This window comes from Streptomyces shenzhenensis, from assembly GCF_021462265.1.
GTDB lineage: Bacteria > Actinomycetota > Actinomycetes > Streptomycetales > Streptomycetaceae > Streptomyces > Streptomyces shenzhenensis.
The window spans coordinates 121,021-139,731 of the sequence record NZ_JAJONF010000020.1 but is presented as its reverse complement, the minus strand read 5'-3'; the positions used below and the strand labels follow the sequence as shown (position 1 = coordinate 139,731).

The following is an 18,711-nucleotide window of genomic DNA, read 5'->3' as shown; positions in this document are numbered from 1 at the left end:
GGTTCACGGACGCGCCGTACGCGCGCGTGGCCGCGCCGTCCGCCGACGGCCGGCCAGGAGGTCTCAGGCGCGCCCGCGGGTCCAGTCCGGGCCGGTGCGCGCCCACTCCCGCTCCCACTCGGCGAGCCGGTGGCGCAGCGCCACCCGGCGCACGACGCCATGGCCGAGCAGCACCACGCCCGCCGCGCAGCTCGCCCCGCACAGGCCCATGGTGACCGTGTGCTGCCAGACGGCGGTCTCGTCGGGCGGCGGCGCGACCCCGTGACCCTGCCGGTCGAACCACACGTCCACCACGTCACCGGTCCGGGTCCCGGCCGGTACCCGGGCCAGGGCGGTCTTCGTCCCCTCGCCGGGTACGGTCCAGCGCACATTCGTCCGGAAGGCGTGCGCCCGGTCGCCGCCCTGCACCGAGGGCAGCTGCTCCGGGGTGCCGCCGACGACCACGGCCCGCACCATGTGCCGTTCGGACCGCTGCGCCGCCGCCACCGACCGCGCCTGCCCATGGGCCCACAGCCCCGTCACCGCCCCCACCAGGGGCGCGCCCACGCACAGCAGGACCGCGACGGCCAACGCGATCCACGCCTCCACCACGTCGGACCTGCGCCGCAGCGGGTTGTGCCGCCAGCGCCACCAACGCACCCGGGTACGCATGTCGACCTCCTCGCCGCCACAAGAGCCGGAGGGCCGGACAGCCGGTCCGCAGCTCCCAGCGTGCCCCCGCTCACATGCGAGCGTCCACACGGGACTGGTACCCCGAACGGAGCACCTCGCTCGCTGCCGGGTCCCGGGACGCGGCAGCGGCTGAAGCACAGGTTCCGCCGCGCGCCCCGGCCGGGCGCCAGGCGCGGCGGAGGGGCCTGCGACGTACACGGGGTGAGCACGTGCCGGCAGACAGGGGTGAGCGCCGCGTCCGGCAGGCCGCGTCCGGGCACGACGGCGGACGGTCTCCCGGGCCGTCCGGGCCGTCCGGGAGGACGCACCGTCGGCCGGATTCCGCGGACGGACCGGACCGCGTCCAGGCGCAGGTGGTGGTTCGGCCCTCGGCGCGGATGCGCTCGCAGCACCGGATATTGCGGCCGTATGAACGATCCGCGCGTGCGGGAATAGCCGCCGCGTGCCCGTCCTTGGCGCTGAGTGCCGCTGCCGGGACACCGGTGACAGCATCAGAGAGCGAGGAAACACGATGCCCCAGGCGTACGTCTACACCAGACACGGAGGGCCCGAGACCGAGGCCTTCGCCGACATCGACCGGCCCGTTCCCGGCCCCGGTGAACTGCTGATCGCGGTCCGCGCGGCGGGGGTCAACCCCGTCGACTGGAAGCTGCGGGGCGGCTTCCGCCGTCCCGGTCAGAGTGAGGCGCGCTTCCCGGCCGTCCTCGGCAGCGAGGCCGCCGGTGTGGTCGAGGAGATCGGCGCGGGCGTGACCGGGTTCTCGGTCGGCGACGAGGTCTTCGGCAACACGCCCCACGGCGCGTTCGCCGAGTACGCCCTGCTGGCGGCGTCCGCGACGGCGCACAAGCCCGCCGCGCTGTCCTTCACCGACGCCGCCACCCTGCCGGTCGCCGCGGCGACCGCCTTCGACGGCGTACGCCAGCTGGACCTGCCCGAGGGCGCGACCCTGCTGGTCACCGGCGCGGGCGGCGGGGTCGGCGTGGCGGCCCTGCAGATCGCCCGGGCCTGGGGGCTGCGGGTGGTCGGCGTGGCGAGCGCGGCCAAGAAGGACCTCGTCGAGTCGCTGGGCGCCGTGCACGTGCCCTCCGGTCCGGGGCTGGCCGACCGGGTGCGGGCGGCCGCGCCCGAGGGCGTGGACGGCGTCTACGACCTGGTCGGCGGCGAGGTGCTCACCGAGGCGGCCGGCCTGCTCGCCGACCGCACCAGGCTGATCACCGCGGGCGCCCCGCCGCAGACCGTCGCCGCGCTGGGCGGCGCCCGGGTGGAACGCGCCCGGACCGCCGCGGTCCTGGACGAGGTGGCCGAGCTCGTCGTCGCCGGTGAGCTCGACCCGCGGGTCTCTCGGACCTTCCCGCTGGACAGGGCCGACGAGGCGCTGCGTGCCGTCGAGGACGGGCACGCCCTCGGCAAGATCGTGATCGAGGTCGCCGGATGAGCGTCCTGGACCCCCGCGAGGGTGTCCCGCACGTCCTGGACCTCCGCGAGGGTGTCCCGCACGTCCTGGACCTCCGCGAGGGTGTCCCGCACGTCCTGGACAACCCCGCCCGCGCCTCGCTGACCGGCCCGCACGCCCGCTTCGCCGAGCGGCGCGGCCGGATCCTGCGCTACCCCGTCGACGTCTCCCCGTGGCTGGCGCTGCCCGAGGCGCCGGAGGCCGACGACTGGGCGGACCTCGCCGCGCTGGCCGGCCCCGGCGCGGAGGTCCCGCTGCCCGGGTACCGCGGTGAGCTCCCGGACGGCTGGGAACTCACGATGAGCATCGCGGGCGTGCAGCTGGTGGACGACGGCATGGACGCCGTCCCGGAACCGGCCGCGGTCCGCCTCGGACCGGCCGACGTACCGGAGATGCTCGACCTGGTCGCGCGCACCCGCCCCGGCCCGTTCCTGCCCCGCACCATCGAACTCGGTACCTATCTGGGCATCCGCCGCGACGGCAGACTGATCGCGATGGCGGGGGAGCGGCTGCACCCGCCGGGCTGGACCGAGATCAGCGCGGTCTGCACCGACCCGGCCCACCGGGGCGAGGGCCTGGCGACCCGGCTGATCCGCGCGGTCGCGCACGGCATCCGGGAACGCGGCGAGACCCCCTTCCTGCACACGGGTGCCGAGAACACCGCCGCGATCCGGCTGTACGAGTCGCTCGGCTTCCGCCTGCGCCGCCGTACGGCGTTCGTCGCGGCCAGGGTGCCGGTGCCGCTCGGTCAGTCGTCGGCCAAGCCCGCCGAGGCCCGGGCGTTGTAGCGCTCCAGGTATCCGGCGAACCTGACCAGGTCCGCCTCCGGCCAGTCCGCCAGCCGCTCCCGGAAGGCGGCCCGGCGCCTCCGCGTGACCTGGGCCAGGACCTCCTGCCCGGTCTCCGTCAGATGCAGCACCTGGACCCGGTGGTCCTCCGGGTCCAGGCGGCGCTCGATCAGCCCCGCCCGCTCCAGCGCCGCCACCTGCCGGCTGACCGTCGACTTGTCCAGCGCGTAGTGCGCGGCCAGATCGGTGGCCCGGCAGCCGCCGCTCTCCTCCAGATGCCCCAGCAGCGTGTACGACACCAGCGACAGCTCGGGATGCATGCGCCCGGCCGACGCCCGGGCCCGCCGGGCGAAGACCGTCATCTCCCGCTGGATGGTCTCGACTGCCGTCTCCGCCGCCGTCACGGCACCACCTTCGACGGCTGCGCCTCGCACCTCACGGGACTACCTCCTCCGATGCTCTAGTTGCAGAGTACAACTCGCAATTGAGTTGCATGATCCAACAAGTTTGGCCCCCGAGGATCGCGAGGACCGCAGGGATCCGGAGCCGAGCAGGAGACCGGCGAAACGGCCGGCGTCCGACCGTCCGGCCGGCGGCTCGTCAGGCCGCCCGACGGGTAACCGTCCGACCCGCGCGCCGCGTCCGGATAGGCTCCCGGTGATGACCTCGCTCTCCGACACCACCACCACGTCCGCCGTCGTCTCCGCGCTGCGCGCCGCCGGCTGCGTCTTCGCCGAGGACGAGGCGGAGCTGATCCTCGCGACCGCCCGCACCCCGGACGAACTGGCCGCCATGGTTGACCGGCGCGCCGCCGGCCACCCCCTCGAACACGTCCTCGGCTGGGCGGAGTTCCACGGGCTGCGGGTCCTCGTGGGACCCGGCGTGTTCGTGCCCCGCCGCCGTACCGAGTTCCTGGTCGAACAGGCCCTGGCACAGGTCCCCGACGCGTCCGTCGTCGTGGACCTGTGCTGCGGCTCCGGCGCGGTCGGCGCGGCCCTCGCCGCCGCCCTCGGCGACGTCGAACTGCACGCCGCCGACATCGACCCGGCCGCGGTCGACTGTGCCCGCCGCAACATCGCCCCCTACGGCGGCCACGCCCACGCCGGCGACCTCTTCGACGCCCTGCCCGCCGCCCTGCGCGGCCGGACCGGCATTCTCGCGGCCAACGTGCCCTACGTCCCCAGCGAGGAGGTGGGGCTGCTGCCCGCCGAGGCGCGCGACCACGAGCCCCTGGTCGCCCTCGACGGCGGCGGCGACGGCCTCGACGTGCTGCGCAGGGTCGCCGCCGGAGCGCCCGAGTGGCTCGCGCCCGGCGGCTGTGTCCTGGTCGAGACGAGCGAACGCCAGGCCGGACACGCCGTCGACATCTTCCGCCGGGCCGGCCTGACCACCCTGCTCGCGGTCTCGGAGGAGCTGTACGCGAACGTCGTGACCGGCGTGCGCGCCTGACGCCGCGTCCGGTGCGGTGAGCCGACTGGGGCGCTTGTGGCAGCGGACACCATGCGGCGGACCGCTTCGGCCGTGACGCCACGTCGGCGCCCTTGGACCGGTCTCGTCGACCACCGGCGTCGTCGGGGCGTCCAGGGCTCCGCGGGGTTCTTCCTTCTCGGCGGTTGGCCGCTCGCCACGCCGAGAGGGGCCGGTCAGGTCGGGTTGCCGGTGGCGAGGGCCCGGTAGACGGCGGTGGTGTAGACCGCGGCCCGCTGTGAGCCGAGAATGTCAGCCCCCATGTTGTTCATGACGTAGCCGATCGTCATGCGACGGTCGAGGTCCATGATCGCCATCGAGCCGCCCCAGCCGCCCCAGAACGCGATGCGGCCGTCGGGGATCCACGGCAGGGTGCGCCGGTCGGGCAGCGCGTATCCGATGCCCCACCGCACATGCAGTCCGCTGACGAGGTCCGTGCCGCCCGACTGCTCGTCGAAGACGAGCCACCGTTTTCGTGATCGACCACACATTGGTGATCGTGTCGCGCTGCCAGGGCCGCATGCGGGTCGCGTCGCGATGGCCGCCCCACAGGTCCACCACCTGCCGGCCGTCGACGTCGACGGCCAGCGACAGGCCCACCTCGGCGCCGCTGCTCCTCCACGGCGTCCCGGACGGGTTCGAACGCCGGGCTGACGGTTCCGTTCAGTTCGGTCATGCCGACATGGTCGAACCTTGACGCCGGTGTCAAGGTCAAGCGGTAGTGTGCTGACATGCGCATCGGCGAGTTGGCCGCCCGAGCGGGTGCCTCTCCGCGACAGGTGCGGTTCTACGAGGCAAAGGGCTTGATCACCTCGACCCGTGGGCCCAACAACTACCGCGACTACAGTGAAACGGCCCTGGGCCGCGTCCAGCAGATCCGTGAACTGCTGGACGCCGGCCTGTCGACGCAGGCGATCCGTGGGATCCTGCCGTGCCTGGAATCACCGCGCGATCCGATCGTCTTCGAAGGCGTCACCTCCGAGACGGTGGCGGCGCTCGAACGCGAACGTGACAGGCTGACCGAACGCATCGACATCCTCACCCGCAACCGTGACGCGATCGCCGGCTACCTGACCGAACTCAAAGGGCGCGCGACCGATCCGCCGTGAACCGATGACCCATGTGTTCTCTGTCGGTGATCAGGCCCGAACGGTTCCCCCGGCCATCCGTCCGCTGTGCGGAACACCGGTCAGCGGTCCCACGCCCCGACGAAGCTCACCGTTTCCGTCAGGTCCGCCCGCCCGGTACGCACAGGCGGCACGTCTTCCTTCTCGAATCCCACCGCGACGCCGCAGAGCAGCACGAGTCCGTCACCGGCTCCGACCGCCTGGCTGACGGTCCGGCGGTACGTCGTCCACATCACCTGCGGGCAGCTGTGCAGCCCTTCCGCCCGCAGCAGGAGCATGACCGTCTGCAGGTACATCCCCGCGTCCGCCCACTGCCCTGGTCCCATCGTCCGGTCGAGGTAGCAGAACAGCACGACCGGCGCCCCGAACGCCTGCGAGTTCAAGGCGGCGATCTTCACCGGCCTGTCGAGGTCGTCACGCGCGATTCCGAGCGCTTCGTAGCGCTGGGCGGCCGCGGCGGCGAAACGGTCCGGGTACGGTGAGGCCAGTTCGGCCGGGTACATCGGGTACTCCCGTTCATCACCCGGGTCTCCCGCCAGAGCCCTCGCCGTCGCACGCCGCTTCAGTTCGGCCAGGGGCTCGCCGGTCACGGCATACACCTGCCACGGCTGCAGGTTGCCACTCGACGGAGCCCGCCTCGCCGCCGCCAGCACGCGATCGAGCACCGCTCTGCTCACCGGCTCGTCGCTGAACGCCCGCACGGCCCTGCGACTGGCCACCGCTTCGTACACGTCCACGTCTTCTCGTCCTCTCACTCCATGGCGGGCAGCGAAGACACGAGGACGATCGCCGCACCGGGCGAGCGGGCCGGGCGGAACGTCGGTGCCGCGCAAACCGGGGCGCCGGCGGCCTCGCCGACGGCGCTCAGGAACTCCCGCAGCGCCGTGCTCGTGCCGGCCCCGCCGAACCCGTCGACGGTACCGGCGTCTTGGTTGCGGGCGTTGGGCAACCTCTGTGCGGGCCAGGGCCGTTCACTGCACGGGGCCCGGCACGCTCGCACTCGACGAGTGCTCCGGCCAGCACCGAGTGGACTTGACGTACCGTGTCGACCGACCAGGTTCATTCCACGGCCAGTTGGGGGCACCGACAACATGCGGCTTCTGCTCACTTCGGCCGGCGTCAGCAACCCGGCCATCCACGGTGCGCTGGTCGACCTCCTCGGCAAACCGATCGCCGAGTCCAACGCCCTCTGCATCCCCACCGCGGGGTACGGGAGCTCCTACGGACCGGCCGGGCCATGGCGTTTCATCCGCGGGGCCGACCTGGGGTGGAAGTCCGTGGGAGTGCTGGAACTCACCGCGCTGCCCAGCATCGACCGCGAACGCTGGGTCCAGTGGGTCCGAGAGGCCGACGTCCTGCTGGTGAACGGCGGCGACACCCTGTACCTGGGCCACTGGATGCGGGAGTCCGGGCTGGCCGGCCTGCTGCCGGAACTGCCCGAGACGGTCTACGTGGGATTCAGTGCCGGGAGCATGGTGCTGACCCCCCGCGTCGGGCGGCAGTTCGTCGACTGGAAGTCGCCCGCCGGGGACGACCGCACGCTCGGGACGGTCGACTTCTCGATCTTCCCGCACCTGGGGCATCCGGACCTGCCGGAGCACACCATGGCCGCCGCGGAGCGATGGGCGGCGGAGATCGCGGGTCCGGCGTACGCGATCGACGACGACACGGCCATCAAGGTGACCGACGGCACCCTGGAAGTCGTCTCCGAGGGCCGTTGGAAGCGTTTCACCCCTGCCCGGTGAACACCGCACCGGCGTGGCCGGCGGCGTCCGGTTCGTCCCGGAGCCGTCGGGTCACCCGCTGGGGCGACCCGGTGTCTGGGCGGTGGCCCCGCTGCCCGAAGGGCCGGGGGACGGTGAGCGGTCTCCGGGGCGCTGTCAGGGGCCGCCGCGGCCGGGCATGCCGCCGCGGCCCATGCCCGTGAAGTCGCCGGAGAACGCGCCGGACGCGGTCAGCCCGCCGTCGTCGCCGCGGGTGCCGACGAGGAAGGCGACCCGGGTGATCAGTCCCCGTGAGTTCCGTGAGTCCGCCCGGGCGCCGGCGCCCGTCCCGCTACGGCAGTTCCCCTGCCCGCGCGATGAGCAGCGCCACGTCGTCGTGGTTGTCGGGGTGGTGCAGCTCCCGCAGCAGCAGGTCGCAGGCCTCCTCCAGCGGGCGGGCGGGATCGTCGAGCAGGGCCAGCAGCTCGTCCAGCCGTTCGTCCAGGGAGTGCGTGCGCGTCTCGACCAGACCGTCGGTGTACAGCACCAGCTCGTCGCCGGGCTCGAAGTCGACGGTCGTGGTGGAAAAGGGCACTCCGCCGACGCCCAGCGGGACCCCGGTCGGCAGGTCGAGGAGCTCCGGCGGCCGGCCGGGGCGGACCCGGGCCGGGGGCAGATGGCCGGCGTTGGCGATCCGGCACCGGCGCAGGTGCGGGTCGTACACGGCGTACACGCAGGTCGCGATGGAGTGGTCGAGGCCCGAGGTGGTCTTGTCCAGGTGTTCGAGGAGCACCGCCGGATCGAGACCGAGCGAGGTCAGGGTGGTCGTCGCGGTGCGCAGCCGGCCCATCGTCGCGGCCGCGTTGATGCCGCTGCCCATCACGTCGCCCACCACCAGGGCCGTTCTCCCGTCGTCCAGTGGGATGACGTCGAACCAGTCGCCGCCCACCTCCACGGTGGCGCCCGCGGGCTGGTAGCGGGAGGCGACCTCCAGGCCCGGGGTGACCCGGGGATGCGCGGGCAGCAGGCTGCGCTGGAGGGTCAGGGCGGTGGTGCGGGCGTTCTGGTACCAGCGGGCGTTGTCGATCTGCACGGCCGCCCGCGCCGCGAGCTCCCGGGCCAGCAGCAGATCGTCGTCGTCGAAGGGCGCCGGATTGCGGGTGCGTCTGAGGTCGAGGGCGCCCAGCACCTCGCCGCGCGCGATCAGCGGCACGGCCAGATACGAGTGCACCCCGGCCCGGCCCAGCTCCGCCGCGGCCTCGTGGGAGGGGGCGATCCGCGTCAGGTCCTCGTCCGTGACATGCGGGACGACGACAGCCTCTGCGGTCCGTACGCACCGGGTGACCAGCCGGTCCGGCGCGTACCGGGCGACCGTGCCCGGCTCGTCGACGGCCTGGACCGCGTCCGGCTCCCGCTCCGCGCGCACGGCGAGTGTCCGGAGCATGGCCGGCTCACCCGGGCCGAGCGTGCTGCGCCGGCCCTCGACCACCGTGTCCAGCAGGTCCACGGCGGCCACGTCGGCGAGCTCGGGCACGGCGACGTCGGCCAGCTCCCGGGCGGTGCGCTCCAGGTCCAGGGTGGTGCCGATACGGGTGGAGGCGTCGGCGATCACGGCCAGCCGGCGGCGCGCGTTCTCGGCCTCGATCCCGGCCCGGTACGGCTCGGTGATGTCGACCACCGAGGTGGCCACGCCCAGCACGTTGTCCAGGGCGTCCTCCAGCCGGTAGATCGACACCGCCCAGATGTGCTCCTCGTCCGGATCGGCCGGCGTACGCCCCACCGCGGGCTCGTCGATGACCGGTTCGCCGGTCCGCAGCACCCGCAGGTACGCCGACTCCAGGGCGTCGTAGTTCACGCAGGGCAGCACCTCGCGGATCGTCCGCCCCACGTGGTCCTTGGCCGGGACACCGTTCATCTGCTCAAGGGCCGGGTTGACCGACACGTACCGCAGGTCCGCGTCGAGGACGGCCAGCCCGATGGGCGACTGCTTGACGATCCGCTCGGACAGCGCCACCTCCTGCTCCAGCCGGCGCACCGTGGACTGGTCGGCGGCCAGACCCAGCGCGAACACGTCGCCGTTGTCGTCCATGAGCCGCATGTTGCGGAACTCGACCACATGGGTGGTGCCGTCCTTGTGCCGGATCGGGAAGCCGCCGGCCCAGCTCCGCCCGGTGCTCATCACGTCCGCGAACAGCTTGCCGACCAGTTCGATGTGGCGCTCGTCCACCATCAGCCGGGCCGCGTACTGGCCCAGCGCCTCGCGCGCCGAGTAGCCGAACAGCTCCTCGGCCTGCGGGCTCCACAGCACGATGCGCCCCTTGGCGTCCAGCACCACCGAGGCCACGCTCAGGACGTCCAGCAGCCCGCCCGGCCGCACGGGTCCGCGCACGGGCTCCTGGCCCCCCGGCACCGCAGCCTCGGCTGGACTCATCCCACGCACCGCCTTCGAACTCTCGTACGGCACGTCGTCCCCCGTGCCGACTCCCCCTGTTCTATCGCGCTCACACCTGTCCCGCCGAAGCCGCCGCCGACTTTTCCACCATCTCTCACCATGGCGGCATCCGTACGGCCAAGCGGCCACGGGGGCGGCTGGGGCACGAGTTCACCTTCCCGACCCGTCTTTGGTCTGTACATGCCCATAGCGCCCACGCAAGACTGACCGGCGCACGCGCGTACCGCCCCCCAGATACCGAGGAGTAGGCTTCCATGCCCGCGTCCACCCGGCAACGTTGTCGCGCAGGCCTGACCGCCCTGGTCGCCCTCGCCACCACCCTGGTCCTCGCGACCGCCGCCCCGGCCTCCGCCGCCGACACCTGGACCGAGACCGGCTCCGACCACGCCGACGCACTCACCGAGAGCCAGGGGCTGACCTCGGTCGAGATCCCGGCCAACAGCCCCAACCGGTACACCGGTATCGGCACCATTCCGCTCAGCGTCTCCGTCCGCGGCTGGAACCACGTCGGCGACCCCGACGAGTCCTACGACGGCTACTACGTCGAGCCCTACCAGGCGGACTCCGGCACCGCCAAGATGTACCGGGTGCAGGCTCCCGACGGCACCTGGTCGGAGTACGTCCACATGCTCGTCCCCGGAGAGGCCCTGAACAACTCCTGGTCCGCCGTCACGCCCGACAGCCAGTACATGCTCTCCGGCGAGTACGGCACGATGACCCGCTTCCTGGTCTTCCCGGCACCGGGCGCCAACAAGAACACCTCGCCGTCCGCGAACCTCCCGCTCGCGTCCGTCGTCAACCTGGACCACGCCGTGCGTGACGTGCAGGGCTGCGACTTCTCCAGCGCCACCACGCTGCTGTGCTCCTCGGACGACCCGGACGGCAGTCTCTTCGGCTACACCAAGCCGCTGCTGCAGATCGACCTGTCCGCCCAGCCCGGCACCGGCGACGTCACCGGGCATGTCACGGCCCTGCGCCAGCTGCCGCTGCGCAGCTCCTGCTCGGGCAGCTTCGAGGCCGAGGGCATCGACTACGACCGGCGCACCGGCACCCTGCGCGTCATCGTGATGTCGCCGGGCTTCTGCGTCCTCACGGACGGCAAGACCTACAAGTTCACCCGGAGCTGAGCCTCCTCCGCCTGCCGCGGCGGGTGGTGCGGGGCCCGGAGATCGGTGCTTATCTGTTGGCATGGCGCGGCCTGCGGGGGAACCCGTGCTGCCGCGCCATCGCCATGAGAGGAGCGATCACGATGGTCCGTGAGCGACCGCACGAGGAACCCGTCTCGCTGGAGATCAGCGGATGCAGCAAGGAGGACGCCCGGATCGTGTTCGACGCGCTGTGCCAGTGCTTCGAGTCCGACCGGGGCCCCGAGGACGTGCCGCAACAGCTTCACGAGACCCGCCCGATGGTGTGGCTCGGCACGTTCGAGGTCACCGACGCCCACGAGTGCACCCCGCCGCCCCGGCTCTCGGCCTCGGTCGAGGCCGACGCTCAGGGCGGCTACTGGGCCATCGACCGGCTCCGTTCGACTCTCGACTCCCTGTTCACGGTGCGCAACCTGTCCTCCGCCTCGGGGGACCAGGAGCGGGAGCTGCACGTCCTGCTCGAAGGCCGGTGACCGGTGATCTGAGACACGTCACACCGGAGTCCTTGTGCAACTAGTTGCATAATCCGTGCGCGGTCCTCTACAACTACGGTGACGACACCGCGCACGGAGGCCTCGATGAGCCGTTACCCGCACTTGCTGCGACCCCTCGACCTGGGCTTCACCACGCTGCCCAACCGCGTGCTCATGGGCTCCATGCACGTGGGCCTGGAGGAGGCCGAGCGCGGCTTCGAGCGGATGGCGGAGTTCTACGCGGCCCGGGCCCGCGGTGGAGTCGGCCTCATCGTCACCGGCGGCATCGCGCCCAACGACGAGGGCCGCCCGTACGAGGGCGGCGCCAAGCTCACCACCGAGGAGGAGGCCGGGCAGCACCGGACCGTCACCGAGGCCGTGCACCGCGAAGGCGGCCGGATCGCGATGCAGATCCTGCACTTCGGCCGGTACGCCTACCACCGCGACCTGGTCGCCCCGAGCCCCCTCCAGGCCCCGATCAGCCCCTTCCCGCCCCGGGAGCTGACCGAGGCCGACGTCGAGCGCACCGTCGACGACTACGCGCGCGCCGCCCGCCTCGCCCGGCGGGCCGGCTACGACGGCGTCGAGATCATGGGCTCCGAGGGCTACCTGATCAACGAGTTCATCGCCGCCCCGACCAACCGGCGCACCGACCGCTGGGGCGGCTCGTACGAGAACCGGATGCGGTTCCCCGTGGAGATCGTCCGCCGGGTGCGCGAGGCCGTCGGCGACGACTTCATCATCGTCTACCGGCTGTCCATGCTGGACCTGGTCCCCGGCGGCTCCTCCCTCGACGAGGTGATCACCCTGGCCAAGGCCGTCGAGGCCGCCGGGGCGACCATCATCAACACCGGCATCGGCTGGCACGAGGCCCGCATCCCCACCATCGCCACCTCCGTGCCGCGCGGCGCCTACACCTGGGTCACCAAGAAGCTGATGGGCGCGGTGTCCGTGCCGCTGGTGACCACCAACCGCATCAACACCCCGGAACTCGCCGAGGAGTTGCTCGCCGAGGGCTACGCGGACATGGTCTCCATGGCCCGCCCGATGCTCGCCGACCCCGACTTCGTCGCCAAGGCCGAGGCCGGGACGCCCGAGGCCATCAACACCTGCATCGGCTGCAACCAGGCCTGCCTCGACCACACCTTCAGCGGGAAGATCACCTCCTGCCTGGTCAACCCCCGCGCCTGCCACGAGACCGAGCTGGTCCTCGCCCCGACCCGGCTGAAGAAGCGCGTCGCGGTGGTCGGCGCGGGACCGGCCGGTCTCGCCTGCGCGGTCGCCGCCGCCGAACGCGGCCACGAGGTCACCCTGTTCGACGCGGCGGACGAGATCGGCGGCCAGCTGAACGTGGCCCGCAAGGTCCCCGGCAAGCAGGAGTTCGACGAGACCCTGCGCTACTTCCGCCACCAGCTCGACGCCCACGGTGTGCACGTACGCCTGAACACGACCGTCGAGCCCGCGGACGTCACCGGTTACGACGAGGTCGTGGTCGCCACCGGCGTCACCCCCCGCACCCCCGACATCCCCGGCATCGACCACCCCCGCGTCCTCGGCTACCTCGACGTGCTGCGCGACAACGCCCCCGTCGGCGACCGGGTCGCGATCCTCGGCGCCGGCGGCATCGGCTTCGACGTCGCCGAATACCTCACCGACGGCGGCGACAAGGCGAGCGACGACCCGGCGACGTACTTCAGGCACTGGGGCGTCGACATGGACTACCAGGGCCCCGGCGGCCTGGCCGCCCCCGAGCGCCCCGCGCCCCCGCGCACCGTCCACCTGTTCCAGCGCAAGACCGGCAAGGTCGGCGCCGGACTCGGCAAGACCACCGGCTGGATCCACCGCACCGAACTCAGGCACCGGGGCGTCACCATGGTCCCGGGCGCGCGGTACGACCTGATCGACGACGCCGGACTGCACGTCACCGTCGACGGGGAGAGCACCGTGCTGGAGGTCGACACCGTGGTGCTGTGCACCGGGCAGGAACCGCGCCGCGGCCTGTACGAGGAACTGGTCGCCGCCGGCCGCAGCGCGCACCTGATCGGGGGCGCCGACGTCGCCGCCGAGCTGGACGCCAAGCGGGCCATCAAGCAGGGCACCGAGCTGGCGGCCGCCCTGTAGGGGCCGTCCCTAGGATGAGCCCATGTCACTCCCGCACGCGATTCTCACCGCCCTGCTCGAAAGGCCGTCGTCGGGGCTTGAGCTGACCCGCAGGTTCGACCGGTCGATCGGGTACTTCTGGTCGGCCACGCACCAGCAGATCTATCGCGAGCTCGCAAGACTGGAGGCCGGGGGCTACATCCGCACCCTGCCCGCCGAGCAGCCGGCCCGCGGGCAGAGGAAGAGCTACGAGGTCCTGCCCGCGGGCCGCGCCGAACTGGCCCGCTGGACCGCCGCCTCCCAGGACCCCAAGCCACAGCGGGACGTGCTCCTGCTGCGGCTGCGGGCGGCCGCGGTCGTCGGCACCGCAGGCCTCGAAGCCGACCTGCGCCGCCATCTGGAGCTGCACCGACGCCAGTTGGCCGAGTACGAGGAGATCGAGCGCCGCGACTTCCCGCCGGGCAAGGACGCCCCCGAGGACCGGCTGCGGCACCTGGTGCTCCGGGCCGGCATCGACCTGGAGACCTTCTGGACGCGGTGGCTCAGCGACGCCCTGGAGGAGTTCGGCGACCTTCCCCGCCTGCCCTAGTCAGAGCCGGTACGGCTTCGAGCGCTTGCGCAGGTACCAGCCGGTGGCGATGACGCCCGAGCCGACCAGCGCGGCGCCGATGCCCAGGGTGAGCGGGCCGTAGTCGCGGGCGGCGCCGCCCAGGCCGCCCATCACACCGCGGGTGGGCGCGTCCGCTTTGGTGGAGGAGGTCGTCGGCGCCGCGGGGCTTCCGGACACGATCACCGACTGGGTGCCCGCCGTGCCGCCGTTGGAGCAGACGACGACCACCGTGTAGGTGCCGGGCGACACTCCCGACCAGGCGGCGGACTGGCTCACGGTGGTGCCCGCCAACGCCACCTGCCGTCCCTGGGCGAAGGCGGTCTGACCGCTGTTGAGCAGTGAGGCGTTGCCCCAGCTGCCGTTGTTCTGGGTGCAGGCGCTCGTGACCACCGAGACCGTGGTGCCGGTGGTGCTCACCGAGATGCCCGTGATTGCGGCGGACGGTCCGGCGAGCCAGGTCGGGAACGCGGCGGCGGCCGCCAGGGTCAGGCCGGAGCGGAGGAGAAGTCGTGTAGTGCGCATGGTCTGCCCTCCGGCGGCACGGTTGGCGGAACGTCCCTTGCGCCGCCGAGGGTGGGGAAACGCCCGTGCTGCCTCAGGTTCAGCGAAAGGGGCCGCGGCGCGTCCCGCACCCGGAGGGCGACCGGCCAGGTGACCTCTTCCTCCGTCCGGCGCAGGCTGGGGATGCGGCTCAGGTCCCCGTCGTCACGCTCCGCTCCACCGGCCGGCCGCCCCAGGTGCCGTCCGGCAGCGCGTTCCACATGACGTGCACACCGGTGGCGCTTCCGGCGGCCGCGGTCATCCCCGTCGGGGCGCCGGGCGGCCGCCCGCTGTCGCCGTCGGTGCCGCCCCCGGCCCCAGGACGTCACCAGCAGCAGACGCGGACCACGACGGCGACTCGGCGCACGGTTCCGCCTCCCCGGGACGGCAACACGGCAATGGTCCAGGCCAATCGGGCACCATGGTCTGCCCGCGACGCGGGCATCAGGAGGGCCGTATTGGAGACGGCGGGGGAGAGTTACGTATGCTGAGGGCACTGCGGCCGAACTTACCCGGAGAACAGGGAAGTTCGCGCCTGTGGCGCGGAACGCTGTCGTCGCTGATCCCGCGCCGGCACGGGCGGCCGGGGCGACCTGGGCTGACACCGGCTCAGCGCCCCGGCCCTCGGTGACCTCTCACGAAGCGTCAGTTTCGTTGCTCCGAACGGCCCTGTACGGCCCCCACGTGCTGGCTCGGCCGCCCGACCCGCACCAGATTGTTCCGGTGACTCCATGTCCCCCACGAAAAGGGTCCCTCATCGTGCGTGTCCAGTCGCTGACGCTGGCCGCGGCCGGCGCCGCCCTGCTCGCCCCGGCCACTCTGCCGGCGCCTGCCGTCTCGTTCGCGGCCCCCGGTTCCCGGCACCGGATCACCGCCACCGACCTGCTGGCCCGGGTGCGGGACTGCGACCAGGTCTCCAAGGGCCGCTACCGCTCCGACGCCGACACCGCCGCCACCGTCCCCGTGTGCGGCACCTCGCGGGCCGTCTTCTGGAAGGCGGACCTCGACATCGACTGTGACGGCCGGCCCACCGCCCACTGCAACCGCGGCGCCGACCCGTCGTTCTCGGCCGCCACCGCCTACCAGCAGTCCAACGGCCGCCAGCTCAACGCCGAGAAGCTGCCCTACGTCGTCGTACCCGCCCCCAGCGGCCGCTGGAACCACTGGGCGTCCGGCGTCCGGGGCGGCACGGTGGCCGCGGTGATCTACAAGGACCGCGTGCAGTACGCCGTTGTCGGCGACACCGGACCGCGCGACATCATCGGCGAGGCCTCCTACGCCACCGCGAAGGCCCTGGGCGTGGACCCCGACCCGCTGGTGGGCGGGGTGCCCTCCGGCGTCACCTACATCGTCTTCAAGGACTCCGGGGTCGACCCCATCGAGGACCGTGCGGAGGCGGAGGCGGAGGGGGAACGGCTGGCGGAGGAGTTCGTCGAGGGCGGCTGACCGGTGGCCGGGCCGCCCCCGGCCGTAGGGGTCAGACGGCCGCCCAGCCGTTGTCGACCGGCAGGATCGCGCCGTTGATGTTGCTGGCCGCGTCCGAGGCGAGGAAGACGATCGCGGCCGCCTGCTCCTCGGGTTCGGAGACCTGGCCGACGTTGCCGAAGTAAGGGCCGAGCGCGGCGGGCCCGTGGGCGCCGTCCTCCAGGTCGATCTGGATTCCGGTCCTGGTGCCGCCGGGCGCGATGGCGTTGGCCCGGATGCCCTGGTTGCGGTACATCACCGCCAGGTTCTTGGTCAGGCCGACGACCCCGTGCTTCGAGGCCGTGTAGGCGGCGCCCGCCGCGCTGCCGCGCAGACCGGCCTCGGAGGCGGTGTTGACGATCGCGCCGCGGCCCGCCGCCAGCATGTGCGGCAGCACGGCCCGGGTGAGCAGGAACGGCGCGGTGAGGTTGACCCGTATCACCCGCTCCCACTCCGTGTCGCTGACGTCCGCGAGCGCCGACATCCGGTCCATGATCCCGGCGTTGTTCACCAGGACGTCCACCCCGCCGAACCGCTCCACCGCGGTCGCGACCACCTGGTCCACCACGGACTGCTCACTGAGGTCCCCGGTGACGGCCACGGCCGTACCGCCCGCCTTCTCGATCTCCGCCACCGCCGCGCCCGCGGCCTCGGCGTTCAGGTCGGCGACCAGGACCCGGGCGCCCTCCCTGGCGAAGGCCAGGGCGGCGGCACGCCCGATCCCCGATCCCGCGCCGGTGACGATGACGCCGCGCCCGTCGAGTCCGCTGGCCATGTGGTGCTCCCATCAGGTGGTTCGAGGCGCCCTGCGCCCGGTGCGGTCACACCATACGACTTAATGTCTTCGAGTGACATGAAGTCGGGGCCGGAATTTCCACCATCCCGGTTCCTCGGGGAGAATCCCGGTGCGAGAGCCACCGGCACCGGAGGGACAGATGACCGCAGGGGGACGCACGGGACGCCCGCCGCTGACCGAGGAGCGCAAGGCCGAGACCAGGCTGGAGATCGCCCGCGCCGCGGTGGACCTGTTCGTCACCCAGGGGGTGGCCGCGACCACGGGCGACCAGATCGGGCAGGCGGTCGGGGTCTCGGCGCGCACGGTGTGGCGCTACTTCCCGAGCAAGGAGGCCTGCGTACGGCCGTTGTTCGCGGCCGGTATCGAGGCCGTGGCCGACTGCCTGCGCGCATGGCGCCCCGGCCGGCCGCTGGTGGAGGTCTTCGAGGATGCCGTACCGACGGACAGCCGGCTGGTGGCGGGCCCGGACCGCGCCACCATGGGCGCCCTGGTCCGGCTGACCCGCGGCGAACCGGGCCTGCGGGCGGAGTGGCTGCAGTCCTACGACGAGGCCGAACCGGCGTTCGCCCGCGCCCTCGCCGAGCGCTCCGGGCTGGCCGCCGACGACCTGCGGCCCACCATCCAGGCGGCCATGTTCAACGCGGCCCTGCGCGCGGCCGTCGAGCACTACGCCTGGCGGGTCGCCGACGAGACCACCGACCCCGCCACGGCGGAGGCCGAGCTCACGGCGACCATGCGCTCGGCCCTCGCGGTGGTGGCGGAGGGGCTTGGCTAGGGCCTGGTGTGAAAGGGCCGCCCTTCGGGCGGCGACGCCGCTTCCGCGACAGGCCCCAGGCCCGGCGACGCCGGCACGAAACCAGACGGCCGGCCCCGGGGGTCCTCAGACCTTGCGGTAGGTGTACGCCTCGGCGGCGGCCGCCGCCACCGCGTCCAGGTCGGCCCCGGTGCCGGCCGTGACGACCGCGGCGACCGCGCCCTCGACGAACGGGGCGTCCACCAGGCGGGTGCCGGCAGGGAGTTCGTCGCCCTCGGCGAGCAGCGCCTTCACGGTGAGCACCGCGCTGCCCAGGTCGGTGAGGACGGCGACCCCGGCGCCCCGGTCCACGGACGCGGCAGCCGCGGCGATCAGCTCGGCGCTGGTGCCGAGCCCGCCGCCCTCGGTGCCGCCCGCCGGGGCGACCGGCACCGTTGTGGCGCCGCCCGCCAGCCCCTTGGCCAGCTCCGCGACGGACGCCGCGACCTGCGCGCTGTGCGACACCAGCACGATTCCCACCAGGTTGTTCTCACTCACCGGCCGCCTCCGCGAGTCCCGCGACGAGCAGCGCCGACGAGGTGGCGCCCGGGTCCTGGTGGCCGATGCTGCGCTCGCCGAGATAGCTCGCCCGGCCCTTGCGGGCCTGCAACGGGATCGTCGCCTCGGCGCCCTGCTCGGCGGCGGTCCGGGCCGCCCCGAAACCGTCACCGAGCGCGTCGACGGCCGGCACCAGGGCGTCGATCATCGTCTTGTCCCCGGGCGCGGCCCCGCCGAGCGCCATGACCTTGTCCACCCCGGCCCGCAGCGCCTCGGCGAACTGGGCCTCACTGACCTCGGCCGCGTCGCCGAGCGCCTTGCCGGTACCGCGCAGCAGCGTGCCGTACAGCGGCCCGGACGCGCCGCCGACCGTGGAGATCAGCTGACGCCCGGCGAGCGTCAGCACGGCACCCGGCGTCGCGGGCGCGTCCTTCTCCAGCGCGGCCACCACGGCCTTGAAACCGCGCTGGAGGTTGCTGCCGTGGTCGGCGTCCCCGATGGGGGAGTCAAGGGCGGTGAGCCGCTCCGCCTCACGGTCGACGGAGGCGGCGGTCACCGCCATCCAGCGGCGGAAGAAGTCGGCGTCTAGCACGGGATCTCCTTGCGTTGCGTTGCGGTACGGACGCGGGT

21 protein-coding genes are annotated in these 18,711 nt (G+C 73.0%); 11 read left to right on the top strand and 10 right to left on the bottom strand.

The features are described 5' to 3' along the window. Positions 1–63 precede the first annotated feature (63 nt). Positions 64–651, bottom strand: coding sequence for an Rv1733c family protein (locus LQ326_RS25265; RefSeq protein WP_234539970.1), 588 nt, complete (start codon positions 649–651; stop codon positions 64–66). 532 nt (positions 652–1,183) lie between these two features. Between LQ326_RS25265 and LQ326_RS25260 the strand changes: the two genes are divergently transcribed. Both LQ326_RS25260 and LQ326_RS25255 read left to right on the top strand, forming a co-directional pair. Continuing rightward, positions 1,184–2,107 carry an NADP-dependent oxidoreductase gene (locus LQ326_RS25260; RefSeq protein ID WP_234539968.1) on the top strand — a complete coding sequence of 308 codons (924 nt, stop codon included), beginning with the start codon at positions 1,184–1,186 and terminating at the stop codon, positions 2,105–2,107. Further along, positions 2,104–2,913 (top strand): GNAT family N-acetyltransferase, encoded by an 810-nt coding sequence (locus LQ326_RS25255; protein ID WP_234539965.1) that lies wholly within the window; start codon positions 2,104–2,106, stop codon positions 2,911–2,913. The genes LQ326_RS25260 and LQ326_RS25255 overlap by 4 nt, the downstream gene beginning before the upstream one ends. Here LQ326_RS25255 and LQ326_RS25250 read toward each other — a convergent pair. Further along, positions 2,874–3,275 (bottom strand): MarR family winged helix-turn-helix transcriptional regulator, encoded by a 402-nt coding sequence (locus LQ326_RS25250; protein ID WP_268207527.1) that lies wholly within the window; start codon positions 3,273–3,275, stop codon positions 2,874–2,876. The two genes, LQ326_RS25255 and LQ326_RS25250, sit on opposite strands and share 40 nt — an antisense overlap. A 298-nt stretch (positions 3,276–3,573) precedes the next feature. Here LQ326_RS25250 and LQ326_RS25245 point away from each other — a divergent pair, with 298 nt between their 5' ends. After that, positions 3,574–4,362, top strand: a complete 789-nt coding sequence (locus LQ326_RS25245; protein WP_234539961.1) for a putative protein N(5)-glutamine methyltransferase — start codon at positions 3,574–3,576, stop codon at positions 4,360–4,362. 194 nt (positions 4,363–4,556) lie between these two features. Here LQ326_RS25245 and LQ326_RS25240 read toward each other — a convergent pair whose 3' ends face one another. Beyond that, positions 4,557–4,871, bottom strand: a complete 315-nt coding sequence (locus LQ326_RS25240; protein WP_234539959.1) for a serine hydrolase — start codon at positions 4,869–4,871, stop codon at positions 4,557–4,559. Between the two features lie 240 nt (positions 4,872–5,111). On the opposite strand from LQ326_RS25240, the gene LQ326_RS25230 reads away from it, so the two are divergent. Continuing rightward, the gene (locus LQ326_RS25230; RefSeq protein WP_234539957.1) at positions 5,112–5,489 is read left to right on the top strand and encodes a MerR family transcriptional regulator; all 378 of its coding nucleotides are present in this window, start codon (positions 5,112–5,114) and stop codon (positions 5,487–5,489) included. An 80-nt stretch (positions 5,490–5,569) separates the two neighbouring features. On the opposite strand, the gene LQ326_RS25225 is transcribed toward LQ326_RS25230, so the two are convergent. Both LQ326_RS25225 and LQ326_RS25220 read right to left on the bottom strand, forming a co-directional pair. Then, positions 5,570–6,244, bottom strand: coding sequence for a nitroreductase (locus LQ326_RS25225; RefSeq protein ID WP_234539956.1), 675 nt, complete (start codon positions 6,242–6,244; stop codon positions 5,570–5,572). 14 nt (positions 6,245–6,258) lie between these two features. Beyond that, the gene (locus tag LQ326_RS25220) at positions 6,259–6,456 is read right to left on the bottom strand and encodes a TGBp1 family protein (RefSeq protein WP_234539954.1); all 198 of its coding nucleotides are present in this window, start codon (positions 6,454–6,456) and stop codon (positions 6,259–6,261) included. 142 nt (positions 6,457–6,598) lie between these two features. Here LQ326_RS25220 and LQ326_RS25215 point away from each other — a divergent pair, with 142 nt between their 5' ends. Continuing rightward, positions 6,599–7,252 carry a Type 1 glutamine amidotransferase-like domain-containing protein gene (locus LQ326_RS25215; RefSeq protein ID WP_234539952.1) on the top strand — a complete coding sequence of 218 codons (654 nt, stop codon included), beginning with the start codon at positions 6,599–6,601 and terminating at the stop codon, positions 7,250–7,252. A gap of 310 nt (positions 7,253–7,562) precedes the next feature. Here the strand turns inward: LQ326_RS25215 and LQ326_RS25210 are convergent, their stop codons facing one another. Further along, positions 7,563–9,641 (bottom strand): SpoIIE family protein phosphatase, encoded by a 2,079-nt coding sequence (locus tag LQ326_RS25210; protein ID WP_234539950.1) that lies wholly within the window; start codon positions 9,639–9,641, stop codon positions 7,563–7,565. A 275-nt stretch (positions 9,642–9,916) separates the two neighbouring features. Here LQ326_RS25210 and LQ326_RS25205 point away from each other — a divergent pair, with 275 nt between their 5' ends. The 4 genes from LQ326_RS25205 (at position 9,917) to LQ326_RS25190 (ending at position 13,969) form a co-directional block, all read left to right on the top strand. Beyond that, positions 9,917–10,789: a hypothetical protein gene (locus LQ326_RS25205; protein ID WP_234539949.1), complete on the top strand. Its 873-nt coding sequence runs from the start codon at positions 9,917–9,919 to the stop codon at positions 10,787–10,789. Between the two features lie 122 nt (positions 10,790–10,911). After that, positions 10,912–11,280 (top strand): hypothetical protein, encoded by a 369-nt coding sequence (locus tag LQ326_RS25200; protein WP_234539947.1) that lies wholly within the window; start codon positions 10,912–10,914, stop codon positions 11,278–11,280. 105 nt (positions 11,281–11,385) lie between these two features. After that, positions 11,386–13,401 (top strand): NADPH-dependent 2,4-dienoyl-CoA reductase, encoded by a 2,016-nt coding sequence (locus LQ326_RS25195; RefSeq protein ID WP_234539945.1) that lies wholly within the window; start codon positions 11,386–11,388, stop codon positions 13,399–13,401. A 22-nt stretch (positions 13,402–13,423) separates the two neighbouring features. Further along, on the top strand, positions 13,424–13,969 hold the full coding sequence (locus LQ326_RS25190; protein WP_234539943.1) for a PadR family transcriptional regulator: 546 nt from the start codon (positions 13,424–13,426) through the stop codon (positions 13,967–13,969). Here LQ326_RS25190 and LQ326_RS25185 read toward each other — a convergent pair whose 3' ends face one another. After that, on the bottom strand, positions 13,970–14,512 hold the full coding sequence (locus LQ326_RS25185; RefSeq protein ID WP_234539941.1) for a hypothetical protein: 543 nt from the start codon (positions 14,510–14,512) through the stop codon (positions 13,970–13,972). A 777-nt stretch (positions 14,513–15,289) separates the two neighbouring features. On the opposite strand from LQ326_RS25185, the gene LQ326_RS25175 reads away from it, so the two are divergent. Beyond that, positions 15,290–15,976, top strand: a complete 687-nt coding sequence (locus LQ326_RS25175; protein WP_234539939.1) for a glycoside hydrolase family 75 protein — start codon at positions 15,290–15,292, stop codon at positions 15,974–15,976. Positions 15,977–16,007: 31 nt separating this feature from the next. On the opposite strand, the gene LQ326_RS25170 is transcribed toward LQ326_RS25175, so the two are convergent. Further along, complete coding sequence (locus tag LQ326_RS25170) at positions 16,008–16,769, bottom strand: SDR family NAD(P)-dependent oxidoreductase (RefSeq protein ID WP_234539937.1); 762 nt, start codon at positions 16,767–16,769, stop codon at positions 16,008–16,010. Between the two features lie 160 nt (positions 16,770–16,929). Here LQ326_RS25170 and LQ326_RS25165 point away from each other — a divergent pair, with 160 nt between their 5' ends. Further along, positions 16,930–17,565, top strand: coding sequence for a TetR/AcrR family transcriptional regulator (locus LQ326_RS25165; protein ID WP_234539936.1), 636 nt, complete (start codon positions 16,930–16,932; stop codon positions 17,563–17,565). Between the two features lie 105 nt (positions 17,566–17,670). On the opposite strand, the gene LQ326_RS25160 is transcribed toward LQ326_RS25165, so the two are convergent. Further along, complete coding sequence (locus LQ326_RS25160) at positions 17,671–18,081, bottom strand: PTS-dependent dihydroxyacetone kinase phosphotransferase subunit DhaM (protein ID WP_234539934.1); 411 nt, start codon at positions 18,079–18,081, stop codon at positions 17,671–17,673. After that, on the bottom strand, positions 18,074–18,673 hold the full coding sequence (gene dhaL, locus LQ326_RS25155) for a dihydroxyacetone kinase subunit DhaL (protein WP_234539933.1): 600 nt from the start codon (positions 18,671–18,673) through the stop codon (positions 18,074–18,076). Before dhaL ends, LQ326_RS25160 begins: the two co-directional genes overlap by 8 nt. Positions 18,674–18,711: the final 38 nt, after the last annotated feature.